18 protein-coding genes and 1 tRNA gene are annotated in these 18091 nt (G+C 40.9%); 12 read left to right on the top strand and 7 right to left on the bottom strand.

What is annotated here, in order from left to right; all coding sequences use genetic code 11:
* Positions 1–57 precede the first annotated feature (57 nt).
* The 3 genes from HBHAL_RS06710 to HBHAL_RS06720 are packed head-to-tail and all read right to left on the bottom strand — an operon-like array spanning position 58 to position 1761.
* The gene (locus tag HBHAL_RS06710; RefSeq protein WP_041601238.1) at positions 58–480 is read right to left on the bottom strand and encodes a GNAT family N-acetyltransferase; all 423 of its coding nucleotides are present in this window, start codon (positions 478–480) and stop codon (positions 58–60) included.
* A gap of 4 nt (positions 481–484) precedes the next feature.
* Complete coding sequence (locus tag HBHAL_RS06715) at positions 485–1000, bottom strand: 2'-5' RNA ligase family protein (RefSeq protein WP_014642605.1); 516 nt, start codon at positions 998–1000, stop codon at positions 485–487.
* Positions 1001–1035: 35 nt separating this feature from the next.
* Positions 1036–1761, bottom strand: a complete 726-nt coding sequence (locus HBHAL_RS06720; protein ID WP_014642606.1) for an alpha/beta hydrolase — start codon at positions 1759–1761, stop codon at positions 1036–1038.
* A gap of 242 nt (positions 1762–2003) precedes the next feature.
* Between HBHAL_RS06720 and HBHAL_RS06725 the strand changes: the two genes are divergently transcribed.
* From HBHAL_RS06725 to HBHAL_RS06745, 5 genes are all read left to right on the top strand, one after another.
* A tRNA-Val gene (locus HBHAL_RS06725) sits at positions 2004–2076 on the top strand.
* 708 nt (positions 2077–2784) lie between these two features.
* Entirely contained in the window at positions 2785–3957 is a 1173-nt protein-coding gene (locus tag HBHAL_RS06730; protein WP_014642607.1) for a matrixin family metalloprotease, read from the top strand.
* Between the two features lie 39 nt (positions 3958–3996).
* On the top strand, positions 3997–4257 hold the full coding sequence (locus HBHAL_RS06735) for a hypothetical protein (protein WP_158512352.1): 261 nt from the start codon (positions 3997–3999) through the stop codon (positions 4255–4257).
* Between the two features lie 17 nt (positions 4258–4274).
* On the top strand, positions 4275–4628 hold the full coding sequence (locus HBHAL_RS06740; protein ID WP_014642609.1) for a hypothetical protein: 354 nt from the start codon (positions 4275–4277) through the stop codon (positions 4626–4628).
* A 420-nt stretch (positions 4629–5048) separates the two neighbouring features.
* A complete protein-coding gene (locus tag HBHAL_RS06745; RefSeq protein ID WP_014642610.1) occupies positions 5049–6071 on the top strand; it encodes an Ltp family lipoprotein in 1023 nt (340 codons plus the stop codon).
* A 527-nt stretch (positions 6072–6598) separates the two neighbouring features.
* Here the strand turns inward: HBHAL_RS06745 and HBHAL_RS06750 are convergent.
* A complete protein-coding gene (locus HBHAL_RS06750) occupies positions 6599–7216 on the bottom strand; it encodes a hypothetical protein (protein WP_223254267.1) in 618 nt (205 codons plus the stop codon).
* A 284-nt stretch (positions 7217–7500) separates the two neighbouring features.
* A complete protein-coding gene (locus HBHAL_RS06755) occupies positions 7501–7818 on the bottom strand; it encodes a hypothetical protein (protein WP_014642612.1) in 318 nt (105 codons plus the stop codon).
* A gap of 400 nt (positions 7819–8218) precedes the next feature.
* On the opposite strand from HBHAL_RS06755, the gene HBHAL_RS06760 reads away from it, so the two are divergent.
* From HBHAL_RS06760 to HBHAL_RS06770, 3 genes are all read left to right on the top strand, one after another.
* Positions 8219–9070, top strand: a complete 852-nt coding sequence (locus HBHAL_RS06760) for a DegV family protein (protein WP_014642613.1) — start codon at positions 8219–8221, stop codon at positions 9068–9070.
* Between the two features lie 402 nt (positions 9071–9472).
* Complete coding sequence (locus HBHAL_RS06765) at positions 9473–10072, top strand: hypothetical protein (RefSeq protein WP_014642614.1); 600 nt, start codon at positions 9473–9475, stop codon at positions 10070–10072.
* Between the two features lie 364 nt (positions 10073–10436).
* The gene (locus HBHAL_RS06770) at positions 10437–11621 is read left to right on the top strand and encodes an MFS transporter (RefSeq protein ID WP_014642615.1); all 1185 of its coding nucleotides are present in this window, start codon (positions 10437–10439) and stop codon (positions 11619–11621) included.
* Between the two features lie 76 nt (positions 11622–11697).
* On the opposite strand, the gene HBHAL_RS06775 is transcribed toward HBHAL_RS06770, so the two are convergent.
* Positions 11698–12183: a flavodoxin domain-containing protein gene (locus HBHAL_RS06775; protein ID WP_014642616.1), complete on the bottom strand. Its 486-nt coding sequence runs from the start codon at positions 12181–12183 to the stop codon at positions 11698–11700.
* On the bottom strand, positions 12146–13069 hold the full coding sequence (locus tag HBHAL_RS06780; RefSeq protein WP_014642617.1) for a hypothetical protein: 924 nt from the start codon (positions 13067–13069) through the stop codon (positions 12146–12148). The genes HBHAL_RS06775 and HBHAL_RS06780 overlap by 38 nt, the downstream gene beginning before the upstream one ends.
* 557 nt (positions 13070–13626) lie before the next feature.
* Here HBHAL_RS06780 and hisC point away from each other — a divergent pair.
* From hisC to HBHAL_RS06800, 4 genes are read left to right on the top strand one after another with little or no spacing between them, the layout of a single operon-like run.
* Positions 13627–14751 carry a histidinol-phosphate transaminase gene (hisC, locus tag HBHAL_RS06785; RefSeq protein ID WP_014642618.1) on the top strand — a complete coding sequence of 375 codons (1125 nt, stop codon included), beginning with the start codon at positions 13627–13629 and terminating at the stop codon, positions 14749–14751.
* Between the two features lie 2 nt (positions 14752–14753).
* Entirely contained in the window at positions 14754–15824 is a 1071-nt protein-coding gene (gene pdhA / locus HBHAL_RS06790) for a pyruvate dehydrogenase (acetyl-transferring) E1 component subunit alpha (protein ID WP_041601589.1), read from the top strand.
* On the top strand, positions 15821–16819 hold the full coding sequence (locus HBHAL_RS06795; protein WP_014642620.1) for an alpha-ketoacid dehydrogenase subunit beta: 999 nt from the start codon (positions 15821–15823) through the stop codon (positions 16817–16819). Before pdhA ends, HBHAL_RS06795 begins: the two co-directional genes overlap by 4 nt.
* A gap of 12 nt (positions 16820–16831) precedes the next feature.
* Entirely contained in the window at positions 16832–18067 is a 1236-nt protein-coding gene (locus HBHAL_RS06800) for a dihydrolipoamide acetyltransferase family protein (protein WP_014642621.1), read from the top strand.
* The last annotated feature ends 24 nt before the right edge of the window (positions 18068–18091 follow it).

Genomic DNA, 18091 nt, shown 5'->3' on the forward strand with positions numbered 1-18091 from the left:
AGACGACCTAAACGAAAAAAACTGTCGATCCAAAGTGGATCGACAGTTTTTTCTCGTTTATAAGGTTTTTGTCATCGTGACGTGCGGAATGCCCGCATCCATAAATTCGCCGGACACGGTTTCATAGCCCAATGATTGATAGAAAGCTTCCGCATGCGTCTGCGCATTCAGCTTGGAGGCTTGATACGTATGCTCTTCAATGAGAGATTCCATAAACAGAATCATCTCTTTGCCATACCGCTTGCCCCGGTAAGGACGCTTCACGCAGATGCGTTCAAGCTTTCCGTAATCGCCGACAAACCGCAGACGAGCCGCAGCGATAGGCTCATCCTGCTCGTAGCCTACCAGGTGAACGGCCGTGTCATCGTGTTCATCGATTTCTAAATCCTCAGGAACGTTCTGTTCATCAACAAAGACGACGCGTCTTACGTGAAACGCGTCGTCTTTCTCTTGTGGACTTGCAACCTGTCTGATCTCCATGTGTTTATCCCTCCCCAAGACGGAAGGTTTCATACACACTCCAGGCACCGTTCTCCAGCTGATAAAGAAGCTGGAAGCGGCCAACATTATCCTGAATGTCGAATTTGTTCATGCTTAAGCTGCCGTATACATCGAAAAACTCATCATCCGAAAGCTTCTGGGCAATCGTAATGTGAGGAACGAATTTAAAATCTTTTTTATCCGGAAGGCTGCCTGTGTGAAGCTGTTCATTTAAATTGAAAATCTCTTCCGAAGGTTCAACTTTCAAGTAAATTGTATTTGTTACTGGAGAAAAGGAACTCACTTTGTAGATGCCGTAAGAAAAAGGCTCGGTATTCTTCGCAATTTCTTTTAATTCAGGAATGATTTTTTCCTCGATCTCACTTTCTTCCGCTTCGAATGGTTCTTTGACTGTAATGTGTGGCGGAATCAAAGCATAGTGCGGGTCATAGCGTTTACGATAGGAATTCGCGACATCTTGTACTTTTTTTGATGGAAATACTGCAATACCGTATCTCATGGAAAATACCCCTCCTGATTCTTATTTCAATTCTTTTATTCACCAAAAATGGTTAATAAAGCGCGTTTGAAATCCTTCTGCCACGTGCCCCACGTATGATCACCTTCAAGCTCGTGGAACGTATAGCTGCACGGACGTCCGGTCAAGTAGTTATTTAAGTCACGGTTCGGCTGAAGGAAGTTCTTCCTGGCACCTTCCGTTGTCTCCACGTCATACTCCTGATCACCGATCGTGTGGTAAATCGTTAACGAAGACATATCTTTTGAGGACTTAATCACTTCAAACACATGTTCATCCACATAAGGGCTCTGCATAATCACATTCCCAAAAACATTCGGAAACTTCACCGCTGTCATGAACGAAACCGTTCCAGCAAGCGAATCCCCGACAAGCGTTCGACCACTGCCCATATGATAACCCGGCAGCTCTTCATCAAGGAACGGAACCACTTCGCGGATGAGGAAATTCACATATTCCGCCTGCTTCTTTCCGTCCGGATGATATTTATCCTGTCGATCGTACTTGTCCCTATAATGAATACCAATAAAAATGGTATTCTCAATCTTTCCTTCACCATGCAGCTCATCACTTAGTGTGGCCGCACGTCCCAGCTGGAAATAATCGTTACCATCTTGCATAATACAGAAATGGTACTTATACAAGGGGGAGAAATTTTCTGGGGTGTACACTTTTAGTGTCATTTCTTCATCTAGATAGCTGCTATTAATTGTATATTCAGTCATGGATCCTTTTCTACCCAAGCCGATTACCTCCTTACATGCAAATAAGCTCCTATCAGAATTCCCGCTGCCTTCTGTACATAAACGTACCATAACTATTTTATCATATAATTATGTAAAAAGTAGAGAAGAGGAAGAAAGCGCTTGATAAATAGGATATTTTGAGGATATTTACATGAGCTTCACAAAAAATTAAAATTCTGTTGACACGAATTCAGTTACGTTGTATATTATTAGTTGTCAGACGACATCTTATTACATACGATTCCGTAGCTCAGCTGGGAGAGCGCCACCTTGACAGGGTGGAAGTCGTTGGTTCGAGCCCAATCGGAATCATCCATACAAAGTGCGAAGGCGTTATGATCCGTATCCAGAGCGGGTTGTAGCGTCTTTTTCTGTTTTGATAACTTTTTTTGCGAATCCTGAAGACTTATCGCAGGGTTACGCTCTTAGTTTTCATTCAGCAAGCAAGCTTTTTCCGCAATAATACGGAGAGAGCTTGCTTTTTTGTGTTTAGATGAATTATTTTATATGTTCATTTCGATCAAATCGGCAAAGGAACCCGTAACGCGGAAGGGGGTGGAATATACGTTACATTTAGAGAAATTCACACGGAAAAAAAGTGTACTCGCTGACTTGATCGAACCAACGACCTATGATGATATTTGACTAATATACCTAACGTAACAATGTAAGATTAATAAGGAAGAGTTGAAAAAAAAGAAATAAAGTAGTTATTGAAGGAATATGGAAAGATTTATCGAATTATTTTGTTATTAAGTCATTAATTCTTTTGAGATAAGGAGGTCAGTAGGCGGTCATAATGTCAACGTTTCGTAGATCATGGATTTCAGGTTTTAATAAAATTATGGATGACAGAACAGTCGAGTAAAGGAAGGTTAATCTCATTCTTAACGTGTACAAGAATGGAAGTTAAGCAACCGTTTACCTTTAGACTGTTCTTTTTTTATCTTTACCAAGCTAAGCCTTTTCTTAATGTCCATTGCTTTAGATCAGGTTCATAAGGAGGCATGGTGGGGTTCCATGGATAAAATAAATTCGCAATTTTTAAGCATGGGAGATCAGGATCGTAAAGTTATTTACCTGAAGAAATACCTGAAAAAGTTCGGTTACTATCATTCTTGTCCTTGTCTTGAAGAAGCATTCTGCAAACATCTCGATAAATCGGTGAAGGATTATCAGTTGTATTTTGGATTGTCTATCACCGGAAACTTAGATGAACCTACTATTACTCAGATGCAAAAGCCGAGGTGTGGACTGCCTGATTTGTTACCTGGGGAAGATGTTCGCGAGAAAGTAAACGATTATAGCCTAAGTGGTGGTAGATGGGAAAATACGAACATCAGGTATTTTTTTCAGAATGGAACGAGCGATATTTCTGGGACAACAGAATGGGACATTATGCGGCAAGCAATGGATCGTTGGGCGGATGTTACGCCTTTAACATTTACACAAGTGACGACGGAAGCGGATGCTGATATTCGATTTTTATGGGCGACAGGAAGTCATGGAGATGACGATCCCTTTGATGGTTTTGGAAATGTACTGGCTCACGCTTTCTATCCACCCCCTGTAAACTCACGTCCTACTGCTGGTGATGTTCACTTTGATAACGATGAAAAATGGGATACAGAGGACGGTGGATTTTGGTGGTGGAGGCGACGTGATCTTCTTACTGTGGCGATACATGAAGTCGGCCACGCTCTTGGTCTGGCTCATTCCACTATAGGTAACGCGATTATGTGGCCTACTTATGAAGGGGAAAGGAGGACTTTACATTCAGATGACATTGAGGGGATACAGGCGCTTTATGGTTCTCCAGTCAGGCCCGCCGGTTCAAGGTTCGCAGAAGCAAGCATGTGGGCATTAAAGAACACAGGAGGATACGGAACCATTTCAATTGATTTAGGAAGCCCTCGGCGATTTGTCGCATGGGGAACCATCACCATGTTGGATTCCCTATCCGATTTAGATAGAGATAACGCTGTCGTTGCAGAGGTGTTTCAAGTTGATGGGATAGAAACATGGAAAGCTGTATCTGGCGGTGATCACTGGGGTGCTGCCGGTAATTCCTCTAATGTACACCAGGGAGCGTATGTTGGGTTTGGACAAACCATTACTTTTCGGATTCGTTCCATGCACCCTAATGATATGGAAGCTTATGGTGTGGGGTCAGTTATGGTACTTGATGAATGATAGACAAACCCAGAAAGGAAAATGCCGATGTTAGTTTATATGATCTATGATAAAAGCAATGGAGAAATCGTACACATTCATCGTAATGTAGATATTAATGGAAGAAGCTACACGTGTACAGAAGAAGAAATTCACCGCATGATACCTCCTCATATTGATCAAAAATCTGTCGGCTTTATTTCAGCTGAACTTGAACAACCTCCTTCAGGAAGGCAAGTGAAAATGAGTGTAGATGTTACGAAAAATACGCTTATTCAAACATTCATCGATAAAGATGCACCTATTGAAAAGAATGAATAAAAGTCAGGAGGTTGAATATGGATGCATATGAAATTAGTATGTGGGGATTAAAAAATCATGGCGGCAGCAACACCGTGACGATTGATCTCGGACGGAACAGAAGCTTTCTTGCCTGGGCATCCGTAACCATGATTGATTCACTTAATGATTTTGATGCGGACAATGCTGTTGTTGCAGAGGTGTTTCAGGTTGATGGAGTCGAAACGTGGAAGGCAGTATATGGAGGGGAACACTGGGGTTCTGCCGGAGATTCTTCCAATGTTCACCAAGGAGCTTACGTAGGATACGGCCGAAGAATCACCTTTCGGATCAGGTCGGTTCATTCAAGTGATTTAGATTCATATGGTATGGGTGTAGTAGTAGCACAATAAATTAAAAATAAGTATATTGGAATGACTAGCGGACTGAATAAATAGGACTGTCCGTCCTATTTATTCAGTTTTGCACCTATAGAGACAAATCATTTGATTAGCATTTTTTATACATAAAATTTCAAATTCAGCTATTTTCAAAAAAGCCTCTTACAAGTTTAGCTACACTTTTGGGAGGCTTTTTCTTACATGTTTTTAGTAATGAAAGCGTAAATTTTAATAAATATCATTTTGTCAGCAATATTTAGAAGTTCGGGAAGCTCAGAGTTCTGAACTTTACAAAAGACTCCTCATTGTATATTCATTATTCATTTTTTGAATGAAAAACCACCTTGATTACACAATGGCCTGGAAAATTATATCCTTTTACGTAATATAATAGTAGTGGGTATTTAAAACTAAATGAGGGGAGATTGATCAGTGGAAACATTCTTAATGATCCTAATGTTAACGGCTTTAGCAGGTATGGTAGTCTTTATTGTTTTAACTTTCGTAAAAGGTAAGGATAACAGACGCAGGAATTTGGCTAAGTCAGGTGGTTGCTTATACTTATTTCTAGCCCTGGCAATGATTTTAGGATCTGAGGATGGAGCTTTCCAAACCTTCGTAGGAATTTTGATGTTAACAGCTTTTGCAGGTACGGTAGTCTTTGCTGTCCTAGCTTTCGTAAAAGGTAAAGGTAACAGGCTCAGGAACTTTGCAAAACCAGGTGGCTGCCTGTTAGCACTTCTCGTTATAGTCGTTATTGGAGCACCAGTTGAAGAAACGCCTATTGCTCAAGAAGTTACAACGGAAGCTTCCGCAGAGGCTGAAGAGAAAGTTGAGCAGGAAGAGGAAGCAAAGAAAGTAGAGGAACAAGCAAAAAAAGAGCAAGAAGCTGAGGAGCAGGCGAAAAAACAAGAAGAAGAACGAATAGCAAAAGAAGAGGAAGATCGTAAAGCTAAAGAAGAACAAGAAGCAAAAGAAGCTGAGGAACAAGCGAAGAAAGAAGAAGAGGAACGAATAGCAAAAGAAGAGGAAGAACGTAAAGCTAAAGAAGAACAAGAAGCAAAAGAGACTGAGGAGCAGGCGAAAAAAGAAGAAGAGGAACGAATAGCAAAAGAAGAAGCAGATCGAAAAGCTAGGGAAGAACAAGAAGCTGAAGAAGCCAGTGTAACGGTTTCTCAGGAACAGGCGGTTAGAATGGCTAAGGACTATCTGGACTACACGGCATTCTCTAAATCAGGATTAATCGATCAATTAAAGTTTGAGGGGTTTAGCACAAAAGATGCAACTTATGCTGTAGAAAACATCACGGTCGACTGGCAGGAGCAGGCGGTTATTATGGCTCAAGATTATCTTGATTACACTTCTTTTTCACGCCAAGGACTAATTGAGCAATTAACTTTTGAAGGATTCAGCACAAAACATGCGACCTACGCTGCAGGCCAGGTTGGTTTGTGAAAGATAACGGGAGCAGAAAATAGGCTGCTCCCGTTATCTTTCAATCTATTTTTTGTGTAACCACAATTTTAAAATTGTTAGCATTATTATAATGATTCTACTTACCGCAACAGCCTTCTAAGTTGTTGGTCAATTTACTATAGTGATCCCGAATTGTTGTCCGAACCCAATTGTTATCATCTATATAAAGTGCGAAGGATTATGCCCCGTATCCAAAGTCGGTGGTAGCTTCTTTTTCTTTACTGAACAATCTTTACAAATTTCCTGAGGATTTCTCGCAGGTTTAGCATTTAAAATAGACCTTCTATAAAAAACTTTTTGAATATAGTATGTATGATTTGGAAGGAAAAAGTGAAAGTGTTAGACTTGATTTATCTTTGAACCTTTCACGATTGCAATGGGCATGCCCCCTGCGAAAGATTATTCAAAGGTGTGGCCTCACCTTCAATTAAAGGGTGGGGCTTTTTCTTTTAAATCCTTTACATAAGAATCCCTGGAGTTGTTTTGGTAACCCCGGGGCTGATTTTTTAACTTAATTCCTGGTAAAGTTCATTTGGGTTAATAAAATTAATACTACTGACATTACCTTCTTCATCCGTTTGGGTATGGCCTCTGATTTCCACGGTTTTACTTTCACCGCTTTTGTTATTTGTATAGGACACATCCATAGAAAATTTGTAATAGCCTTCCTTATCTTCTATCGTTATACCTTCCGTTTTTAACTGAGCATCGGGATGTGCTGCTTTTAGGTAATAGGAAGCATCTGGAGAGTCTATAAAAGAAGCTTCATAGAAACTGTCACTTACATAGGGTTTATAATGTTGTTCAAAGTATTCGGCATAATCACTAAGGTGCTTCTTGAAGTCTTCGCTTCCAAACCCCTCGTTTTCCATACCGTCTAATGCTATTTCCAACTTTTCAGTCGGTCCATTAAACATGCTCTCTAAAGCAGCTCGTATGTTTTGCTTACTCTCACTTTCATCCTCTTTCTCTTTGGTTTCTTCGGCTGAGGATTCGGAAGTTGAGTTGTTTTTTTCTCCTGAGGAACTTGGACCTGAACCAGAGCTGGAGTTAGAGCAGCCAATAATTAAAAATAGTAAAGAAAACCATACAGCAAGCTTAAAATACTTCTTAATACCTCTCATATTCAAAACAAAAATCCTCTCCATTATAAAAATTTTACTTACGGTCTGTTTACGAGAGATTCTCTTATAAAGTTTCATATTATTCTATATTTGTATAATATTGGAATTTGAAGATGCAATGAAACAAATAAACGATCAACTTTAGCACGTTAATACTCAAGGAACCCGCCCCGCCTTCTGCCAAAGGCGGGATTTTTCTACTTCTGCGTACGATTTGATAAGATGGCAGTCTTTATTTTTTAAAACCTCGACTTACTTTTAAAAGTGAGTAAGCAAAGCATTGGCTACTTTGAGCCTGTGCTTTGCGTTTTGTCTGTTACGTTATAAGTATCTTTATGACTTCTTTTTACTACGTAATTCATGGACCCTAAGTCTTTTTTCTTCATGCGTCCATTAATTCGCAGGCTGTTTGTCTTATGTCGAAAGAACTCACGTGCTCCATTGTAAGTGGTGTACCAGCGCCTGCCGATTAGGGTAAAGCCTCCATAATCGTGCTCGGAAAGTTTTATTGGTCGAAAACACGTGCCAAACACTTCGTCTTCCCATTCAATAATACCTAATGCTTCCTGTTCATCCATCCACATGCTGCATATTTTTTTCAATACTACTCCCCCTGAAAATAGCTTATTTCACCAAAAACCAGTTCTGAAATGGCCGCTTTTTTGATGATGAAAGTTTAATAGATGTACCAAACGATCACTCCTTCTCTCTACTAGTATTAACTACCTATTATTCCATAATTTTCTGTGAAATTCCACAATTGAAAAATAAATTAGAGATAGAAAAAATCCTGAAATTGAAGGTAAGACCTTACGTCAAAGGAGAAATACAAGAGTAGCAGGTTTTCACAAATTTTCACATCTGCCGTAATAACCAGATCCCCGACATGGGCAATAAAAGTACGGAAAATAAAAGTTATCACAATACGATTTTCTCATGTATAGTTAAAGCATAATGCAGGAAGAGTGAGCACGGACTTAAATATACTAAGGGGGAGATAGAATGCGAAGGATCATCTTATCGACTGAAAGCGGTGCCGACTTACCGGATGATTTAGTTGAAAAGTACAATATTCAAGTCGTCCCTATGCACGTCATTATGGATGGTAAGGATTATTTAGACGGTTCATTGCCGGTTCAGGATATATATGACTATTACGAACGTATGAAGAAAATACCCTCTACGACCTCCACAAATGTTCATGAGTACCAAGAATTTTTTACAAATATAAGAGAGAATTTTCCGGATTGCACCATTATCCACATTGGCTATACATCAAAAGCGTCTTCATCTTTTCAACATGCGGTCATTGCTGCGGAAGAATTTGAAGACATTTTTCTTATTGATGCTCTAAACGTTACGGGAGGATTGGCTGCCATTGTACTGGACGCTGCTAAAGCTTTAGAAGAGGAACCTGACATTGAAACGGAACGCTTCGTTGAAAAGATAGAGGCAATTGTTCCTAAATCAAGGCTGGCTTTCATCCCAGGCAGCCTGGAGTTTCTCAAAGCAGGAGGACGTGTGAGCAATATGGCTTCTCTCATTGGAACTCTGCTTAAAATAAAGCCTTGCATTGAGTTGAAGGATGGAAAGCTTATGTCTACAAAGAAGTACCGCGGGAAAATGAGCAGAGCCACTGAAAAACTTTTTCGTGATTACTTAACTGAATTCAATATCGATAGGAAGCAGATTTATTTTATTTATTCTATCGGACTGGATGAAAGGATCAAACAGCGGATGGAGGAGGTTGCCAAAGAAAATGGCTTCCAAAATATAAGATGGATTCAGGCGGGCGGTATGATTTCTACTCATTCTGGCGCCGGGGGCTTCGGGGTAGCGGGATTAGAGGAATAGTACGGGCGGGACCAGGATTGAGGGGAGAAAAACTAGAAGCAGCTAGTAATGAATTAGGAAATTGCTTTGTGGGTTTTTCATCGAAAGGATAGCAGGGGACTGCCGTAACGTATCATCTCTAGTTAGTCACAAAGAGGCTGTCTCATAAATGTCAATTTATGACTTTGGGCCAGCCGTCTTGTTACTGTAAGAATCTAACTTACGTTTACCTTCAATTTATCATATTTGCGCTGGGTTTTATTATGAATTTCCTATTGTGAAACTTGAACTTTTTAAATTATGAAGTACCTATTTTAAACAATTGACCCAAATACCGTAGTCTATTAAACATTACATTATCAAATATGTTAGCGTTTATGTGAAGCAATTATACTGCTTCAATCTATAGGTGGAGGGTCAGGAATGAAGGGGAAAGGATCTTACAAAGCGGTTATTATCATTCTATTATTATTGATAACTGCTTTGAGTGTGACCGTTTTTATTACAATAAATAAATATAACGCTTATCATGATTATCTTGAAAATCGTGTATTTAATCCTTCTTTCAAGTGGTTTGATATTGATTTTGGTAATTACAGTGAGCTTATCGATGAGGCCATAAGTGAGGAAACCATTGATTTAAAAACCGTTACACAATTAAATAGTATATATACGAATGGATCAGATAATTTCCAGGAGTTATCTCATATTGCCAAGGTTGTAAAGGATGCTGACTTAAATAGTGATCGGATTCTCAATAAGTTACATGAGATTTCCATTACTCTAACATTACTTAGACAAGAGGTAGAGGAAAGTGGAACTGGTACCCTGAAGCTTTCTGGAGATCAGATTAAATTTTTAAATAATATCAAAGCATTCAATTCAATATTTGAAGATACATTAAAGGAATATTCAGATATAGATGACGAAGAATTTTTTGAATATGACAATCAATATTGGATTGAATATCTATCCAATATAAGTAAGCGTTCGGATAGCATTAGAATATATAACGTTTACTAATGTATGTTTTTTTTTTACCTGCATAAGGCGCCCCGGTGGTCTAGTATTATCATAATCTTGTGGTTTAGAAATTGCACGGGCTTGTCTTGTCCATAAATAATTAAAGTTATATAATGAAAACACATCTTATACATAAAGGAGGGAAAGTCATGCATACGTTCACGTTAGACATCAAAAGTGAGAGTAAATATCTTCTTTATATGATGTCTATCATTGGAATTTCAGCCGTCCTCGGGACAAGTGTGTCCTTTTTTAGCTGAAATTTCATAGATGTGAACGTACGTATGAACTCCTAAAAATAGCGAATGAGCCGCACGGGAGTGTTTCCGTGTGGCTTTTTATGTATAAGAGAGGACGAATTTCAATGTTTAAAACAAAACGTAGTATTTATATGCTGTATGGATATATATTTTTTGCGCAGTTATTCTTTGACCGTGCCTTATGGGTTATTTATCTTGGCGACAGAGGAATGACGTTCGGTCAAATCGGTTTATTAGAAGCTTTTCTTCATTTAGCGATTGTTCTATTCGAGGTGCCTACAGGGATGGTTGCCGATTTATACGGGAGAAAAGCAAGTCTCCTGATCGGAAATTTGTTTAGCATCCTTTACGGACTGTTCATGTTAATTAGCGGAACGTTTTCGATGTTTACGCTGGGCTTTTTATCCATGGGACTTATGATCACTTTCCATTCAGGCGCTGAGCAGGCTTTTGCTTACGATACTCTGAAAAATGAAAACCGTGAAAAGGAATATACCAAGGTGATTGGAACGATGACGGCTCTTGCCTTGTTGTCACTCAGTTTTGCCAAATTTCTCGGCGGTTTTATGGCGGACATCAGCTGGGAATGGGTGTATGGCTCAACCATCTTCACACACGTACTTGCGTTAATTCCTCTTTTCTTTTTGAAGGAACCGGAACGTGAAAAAACAGAAGAGGTGGCGGGCCGGTGGTATAACCAGTGGGTGCACCAATTTAAATTGGGTGTAAATGTATGGAGGAATAATCCGGCTATTCACCAGCCGGTGGTACTGTTTATCCTGGCGAGTGCGGTGATGGTGATTATCGTTTTTTACGGTCAGGAGTACTTCATTCAGCTAGGTTATTCTTCTGTCGTGGTAGGAGCCGTATTTACGGTGGAAGGCCTATTGGGAGTCGTGATGGCGAAGATTGCTTTTAAAGTCGAAGAACGGTTTAAGTTCTTTAACATCCTGTACTATGGTTTAGGGCTTTTCCTATTATTTTTCATGTTATTTATTTTTGCCACGGACTGGGCTATATTATTGTCATTCCTTTTCCTTGCCCAGCTGTTGAGTTTGTTTGAGCCAATTTTCAGCTCATTTGTGCAAAACTTCTTGAAAAGTAACGTCAGATCCACTTTCTTTTCGTTAATCGGTTTAATGGAGAGCTTTGTCATTATGATCAGTTTCCCCTTATTCGGATTTGCGATTGAGCGGACTGGATTTACGGATGGTTTTGCGGGATTGCTTGTTATATTTGTTGCGATGGCTGGGGGATACCTGATTGTTCATAGGCTTGTAAAAAGTTGATAAAAGGAGCTTCTCATTTATTGAGGAGCTCCTTTTATATGTGCGCTTTTGTGACATTATAGGAATAGAACTTCACTTAGGAGTGAGGCTCTGCCAGCTTGTCAGCTGTGTGATCCATCATTTCCTCTGACAATTGATAGGTACTCCTTTTAACGCCTTTCATGCGTAAAATGGACTTCTCTAATAGATTTAATTGATCCATATGAATCTCGTGACCAGCCACTTCTTTTACTACAGCATGATTGTACAGTTTTTCAGAAAAACTATCCTTTAGTTCTCGGGCCAGCAGAGCAGGGTCTGGCTCTCCGGCGCAGATATAAAGTGCCACCTTTTTTTGGAGCAATTCCGTTTCCTTTTCCTCCGCAAACTGCCTTAATTCTTCTTGAATCTTCCCCATATAAATAGAACCTCCGAGAACAATTGTGTCGTAATCTCGTAAAGGTGGGACCCTCTCTTTCATAACGGATCTTACATGGACCTCTCCCGGCAATTTGGTACGTAACCTGTACGCTACCTTTTTAGCACTACCGTGTCTGGTGCCATAAACGATTAGGGTTTTCATGAGAAGGACCTCCTGTTACAGATTTGTGTTCGCTCACATGTTTCAACATAAGAATAAAACAGTAGACAACGAAGATATTTAATAATGGAAATAGGGAAAGTTCTATAATGGAAACAGTTTCTCCGGACCTCATCATGTTTACCATCATAGCTGTGATCGCTGTCAGCATAGTGAGCCCTTTTACAATCAGGATGGTTCCAAGCAAATAACCAAACGCTTTTCTTCGGAGAACAAGTACGCCGGACAGAATAGCTGCAGGTACGATAAAACCGAGATCGAGCACCTGGATGACGAGCGTCGTATAATGTTCGAGACCGACAGGCGGGGTATCTTGAATGATACCTGGCAGGATTCGACCTAGCCACAATGCGAGCAGCAGAACCGCCAGGAAGAACAAGAATCCAGCGATCGTTTTCACAGGGATATGAGCATCAAATGATTGATGCAGCTTTTCATAATCGAATGACATCATGGTCAACGTGAAAGCAAAGAACGAAGCGGAAAGCAAGAGAACATACAGTAAGAAGAAATCATTATACATAAGTAACAAAGCGTACGAGGCATAGGTGTACAAAAAGTATCCAATCGTTCCAGCAAGAAGGATTCGTCCCTTCATACTTCCTCTTCTAGCCCAGTGTAAAGAGAACCATAATAACGGCAGTCCGAATAAGAGGGTTACCCAGTCCTGAGCGATCACTTGAGCGGCCGCACTTACCGAGTCTAATTGGTATAACCCTTTCCCGTATAACCGGATATTCTCTCCCTGGATCGATTGAAACGAAGTGAAGGAAGAATTGCGGCTCGATGAAACTCCAACGAATGCTACGAAGAGGGAAACGATACCAGTGAGATAGACCAGCAAGGTTATTTCTCTTTTGAACTTCATTTTTCCTACCTCCTAAATACCTTCTTACTTATGTTATATCACGGGGTAGAGGTGGATATGAGGAGCATTGATGACTATATTGTGAATTAATTCACATGAATTAAAAAGTATAAATGGTGATTGAATAGTCGGTAAGAAGTGAAGGAGGGGCATTTACCAACACTGCTTGTTCACTTGATCATAGCGAGGTGCTCAGGTCATATTTCGATTGATTAAATTTGCTTAGCTGTATCTTGTGCAGGTTTCAAAATATAACAGATTACCCATTCCTTTTCATTACCCTTTAGGTTATTACGTGCTGGAAAACCTGAGGGGTGTTTTGTACTTACTTCAAAAAGATAAATAAGTTTTCGATAAGATTAGACAAATCTTTCATATCGCAGAAAATGACAAAAGCCTGTCAATAAAAGAATCAGGAGTGATAGCCCGGTAACAATTTAATACGATAACGTAGTTGAACTTTAAACGGCATTCTTGATGGAAAATTTAGATAATTCTAAAATAAATAGTGGTGACATTAATTTCCTTAAAATGGATGTCGGAAAGGGGAAAGGTTTATGGTAAAACCACGACCACAAATCGACCAGATTGCAATGTATTCTCCGGGAAAACCGGTGGAAGAACTTAAGCGTGAAAAAGGACTTACGAAAATTGTAAAGATGGCTTCCAACGAGAATCCTTTTGGTTATTCTCCGCTTGCAGCAGAAGCTATACGTACTGAAATGAAGGAAGTTCCGTTATACCCGGAGGTTACTTCACCGCTGCTGGCAGAAAAATTAGCGAACAAACTCGCTGTGTCATCTGATCAAGTCGTATTTGGAAATGGATCAGATGAAATTATCCGATTACTAACGAGAACGTACATAAACGAAGGCGATGAGGTCGTGATGGCAGGAGTGACGTTTCCGCGTTACAAAACAAATGTCATCATCGAAGGCGGCGTTCCCATTGAGGTTGAAATGGAGGAGGGCGGCGTGCACGATCTGGAGAAAATGGCTGAAGCCTTAAACGAGAAAACAAAAATGGTGTTCGTCTGCAACCCGAATAACCCCACTGGCACGATCGTACATAAAGAACGCTTAAAGGCCTTTATTGAAAAGGTTCCATCCCACGTCATGCTTGTTATGGATGAAGCTTATTATGAATACGCGGATTCCCCTCAATATTTAGAAACGATCCCTTTACTCAATCAGTACAAGAATATGGTGATTTTACGGACTTTTTCTAAAGTCTACGGTCTAGCCGCGTTACGGATTGGCTATGGGCTGATGGCGGCTGAAATGGTAAACGATCTCCATAAAGTGAAAGAGCCATTTAATATTAACCGATTAGCTCAAGCAGCGGCCTCCGCTTCTTTGGATGATGACGAGTTTCTCTATGAAAGCATTCGATTGAACAAAGAGGGGCGTGAGTTATTAACCAATCAATTCGAAGCTATGAATCTATCTTACTTTCCAACTCAAACCAACTTCATTATGGTGGATACCGGCTATCCGGCTAAAGAGGTTTATGAGTATCTATTAAATCTTGGAGTGATTATCCGACCAGGTCACTTAATGGGATATCCAACGATGATTCGGGTGACCATTGGTGAGCAGAAAGACAATCAATATTTTATGGACTGTCTGGAAGCTTATTTGAAAGAGCAGCAAAAAGATGAAAAAGGGGTGTTGAAGCGATGAACATGCTTGAGAAATTTCCATTAACGCAGTACGTCAGTGAAGAAGGGGAAACTGTTCATTCCGACGTAACGGACATGCTGACCGCTGATTTGGTCAAACTTTTTTATGAAAAGATGTTGAGAGCGCGCATGATGGACAAAAAGTGCGTCAACCTGCAACGCCAGGGTAGAATCGGAACGTATGTGCCTTATGAAGGGCAGGAAGCGGCCCAGGTGGGCAGTGCTTTAGCGGTTGAGGAAGGTGACTGGATGTTCCCAACTTACCGGGATCATGCGGCAACGATGACGTTCGGTCACTCGCTCCGCAATCTATTGTTGTATTGGGTAGGACGTATAGAAGGCGGTATCCCTCCTGAAGGAAAGAATATCTTTCCACCAGCGGTTCCGATTGCCTCGCAGCTGCTTCATGCTACCGGTGTCGCCTGGGCTGAGAAGAAGAAAAACACAGACCGGGTTTCCCTGGTCTACTTTGGAGATGGGGCAACATCAGAAGGGGATTTCCATGAGGGGCTTAATTTTGCAAGCGTTTTCAAGGCTCCGGTCGTTTTCTTTAATCAGAATAACGGTTATGCCATTAGCGTTCCAATGGAGAAGCAAATGAATTCTAAAACGATTGCTCAAAAGGGATTAGGCTATGAAATTCCAAGTATTCGAATCGATGGGAATGATATTGCGGCTGTTTATCTAGAAACAAAAAAAGCAGTAGAACGTGCTCGTAATGGTGAAGGACCAACCTTGATTGAAGCGGTCACATGGAGATACGGCGCACACACGACAGCGGATGACCCATCTAAATACCGGGATCAAGGAGAGAGCGACCAGAGAAGAACAACGGGCGATCCTTTACTAAGACTCGAAAAATATATGAAAAATGAAGGGCTATGGGACGAGGAGTGGGTAACCACTACGGAGAATAAAATCACACGTGAAATCAATACGGCTTTAGAAGAGATGCAAAATTATCCTGAACCAAGAATTGAGGATGTATTTGAAAACGTATTTGAAAAACCAACCTGGACGCTGGATGAACAGCTTGAACAACATAGGAGCATAAAAAGGGGGCAAATGTCATGACGACGGCTATTCAAGTGAGAAAATTAACGATGGTTCAGGCAGTGACAGATGCAATGAAAACCATGCTTCAAGAGGATGAATCCGTGATCGTTCTTGGGGAAGATGTAGGAAAAAACGGAGGCGTTTTCCGGGCGACGGAAGGATTATTTGATCAGTTCGGAGAAGAGCGCGTTATCGATACGCCGCTTGCCGAATCAGGAATCATTGGAACATCGATTGGTCTTGCGATTAACGGTTTTCGCCCAATTGCGGAGATGCAGTTTTTAGGCTTTATCTATCCAGCCTTCAATCAACTAATGACCCATGCTACTCGTATGCGGCAGCGTACGATGGGACGTTATACGGTGCCAATGGTTATTAGAGCTCCTTACGGGGCCGGAGTAAAAGCACCGGAAATTCATTCAGATAGTGTGGAAGCTTTGTTTACCCAGATTCCTGGCCTGAAGGTAGTAATTCCATCTAACGCTTATGATGCAAAAGGTTTGCTGATCTCAAGTATTGAAGATCCGGACCCGGTGCTTTTTCTAGAGCCGATGAGAAGTTATCGCTCGTTCCGTACAGAGGTTCCTGAAGAAAAGTACACAGTCGATCTAGGTAAAGCTTCCTATCAGAAGAAAGGAAATGACGTTACGTTGCTAACATGGGGAGCGATGGTGCCCGATACGATGAAAGCCGTGGAGCAATTCGAAAAGCAGCAAAACGCTACATGTGAGGTTATTGATTTAAGAACGCTTTACCCATTAGATAAAAAAACCATCCAGGAGTCTGTAGAGAAGACAGGTCGCGTCGTCATTGTGCATGAAGCGCCAGCGACGGGGGGAATGAATGCGGAAATCATATCCGTCATTAATGATTCTGCCTTTTTCTACTTAAAAGCTCCCGTTCAAAAGGTTACCGGTTTTGACACACCAGTGCCTGTGTATTCTCTCGAAAAAGAATACCTGCCAAGCAGTGAAAAAATAATTCATGCCATTAATCAGGCATTATCATACTAGGAGGTCCGGAGCATGGATGTGAAATTGCATGATATTGGGGAAGGAATGCATGAAGCTGAAATTCTTTATTATTTTGTGAAAAAAGGGGATTTTGTGAAGAATGACGCTCCACTTGTTGAAGTTCAGACGGACAAAATGACGGCTGAACTGACCGCGCCAGCAGAAGGAGTCATTGAGGAAATTAATTATGATGTAGGCGATGTGATTGAAGTGGGCACGACCATTTTAACGATGAGGTCTGAACAAAAGCAGTCCTCTAAGCAGCCCGTACTTGCCGGACAGACGGCTGGTACAGAGACGAACCAAAGTTCCGGGCCAAGAAACTTTAATTGGGAGCTTCCATCTACCAGGGTGAAGGCTTCCCCTCATACACGGAGGATTGCCAGAGAACAGGGCATCAAGATTGAAGACGTTCAGGGTACAGGAAAAGGAGGACGTATCCTCGATGAAGATATCTTCGCATTTATGGAAACCAAATCGAAGCCTTCTCCTGTAAAAGAAGAAGAGGAAGTGAAAAAACAGCCGCCAGTCGAACGAGCAGGACAGCAGCAAACCATCCCATTTAGAGGCCGGCGAAAACAAATTGCCAAAAAAATGACCCAATCGCTTTATACGGCTCCCCATGTCACTCATTTTGATGAAGTGGATATGACGGAAGTATTAAAGGTGAAGGATCAGCTGAAAAAAGGTACAGACCGTCGTCCAGGCGTCCAAGTATCAGTTGCCGCCTTTTTTATCAAAGCTCTCCAGCTATCCCTTAAAGAATTTCCGATATTCAACTCTAAATTAGACGAAGAGAAAGGAGAAATCCTTTTAGAATCGTCTTACAATATCGGACTCGCCACCGGAACAGAGGAAGGATTAATCGTACCTGTCTTAAAAAACGTTGAAAATCTATCATTAATAGACATCCATAAACAGATGAAAGATTTAACGAAAAAGGCGGTAGATAATAAGCTATCTGGACATGATTTACGGGGAGGAACCTTTACCATTAGTAACGTTGGACCGATGGGAAGCACCGGGGCGACACCGATTTTAAATTATCCAGAAACGGGTTTGATGGCCTTTCATAAAACGAAAAAAATGCCAGTGGTTATTGATGATGAAATTGTCATTAGACAGATGATGAATGTGACGCTGACTTTTGATCACCGAGTTGCCGATGGTTCGCAATCCGTTGCCTTTACGAACCGGTTTATTGACTATATTGAAAATCCATATGTGATGCTAATCGAATTAATCTAGAAAGAGCCGATAGCCGTGAGCGTG

This window comes from Halobacillus halophilus DSM 2266 (assembly GCF_000284515.1).
Classification (GTDB): Bacteria; Bacillota; Bacilli; order Bacillales; family Halobacillaceae; genus Halobacillus; species Halobacillus halophilus.

Excerpts from the sequence above, each read along its gene's own strand:
- HBHAL_RS06710 (WP_041601238.1), bottom strand. The coding sequence starts at position 480 with ATGGAGATCAGACAGGTTGCAAGTCCACAAGAGAAAGACGACGCGTTT.
- HBHAL_RS06715 (WP_014642605.1), bottom strand. The coding sequence starts at position 1,000 with ATGAGATACGGTATTGCAGTATTTCCATCAAAAAAAGTACAAGATGTC.
- HBHAL_RS06730 (WP_014642607.1), top strand. The coding sequence starts at position 2,785 with ATGGATAAAATAAATTCGCAATTTTTAAGCATGGGAGATCAGGATCGT.
- HBHAL_RS06735 (WP_158512352.1), top strand. The coding sequence starts at position 3,997 with ATGATCTATGATAAAAGCAATGGAGAAATCGTACACATTCATCGTAAT.
- HBHAL_RS06740 (WP_014642609.1), top strand. The coding sequence starts at position 4,275 with ATGGATGCATATGAAATTAGTATGTGGGGATTAAAAAATCATGGCGGC.
- HBHAL_RS06750 (WP_223254267.1), bottom strand. The coding sequence starts at position 7,216 with ATGAGAGGTATTAAGAAGTATTTTAAGCTTGCTGTATGGTTTTCTTTA.
- HBHAL_RS06760 (WP_014642613.1), top strand. The coding sequence starts at position 8,219 with ATGCGAAGGATCATCTTATCGACTGAAAGCGGTGCCGACTTACCGGAT.
- HBHAL_RS06765 (WP_014642614.1), top strand. The coding sequence starts at position 9,473 with ATGAAGGGGAAAGGATCTTACAAAGCGGTTATTATCATTCTATTATTA.
- HBHAL_RS06770 (WP_014642615.1), top strand. The coding sequence starts at position 10,437 with ATGTTTAAAACAAAACGTAGTATTTATATGCTGTATGGATATATATTT.
- HBHAL_RS06775 (WP_014642616.1), bottom strand. The coding sequence starts at position 12,183 with ATGAAAACCCTAATCGTTTATGGCACCAGACACGGTAGTGCTAAAAAG.
- HBHAL_RS06780 (WP_014642617.1), bottom strand. The coding sequence starts at position 13,069 with ATGAAGTTCAAAAGAGAAATAACCTTGCTGGTCTATCTCACTGGTATC.
- hisC (WP_014642618.1), top strand. The coding sequence starts at position 13,627 with ATGGTAAAACCACGACCACAAATCGACCAGATTGCAATGTATTCTCCG.
- pdhA (WP_041601589.1), top strand. The coding sequence starts at position 14,754 with ATGCTTGAGAAATTTCCATTAACGCAGTACGTCAGTGAAGAAGGGGAA.
- HBHAL_RS06795 (WP_014642620.1), top strand. The coding sequence starts at position 15,821 with ATGACGACGGCTATTCAAGTGAGAAAATTAACGATGGTTCAGGCAGTG.
- HBHAL_RS06800 (WP_014642621.1), top strand. The coding sequence starts at position 16,832 with ATGGATGTGAAATTGCATGATATTGGGGAAGGAATGCATGAAGCTGAA.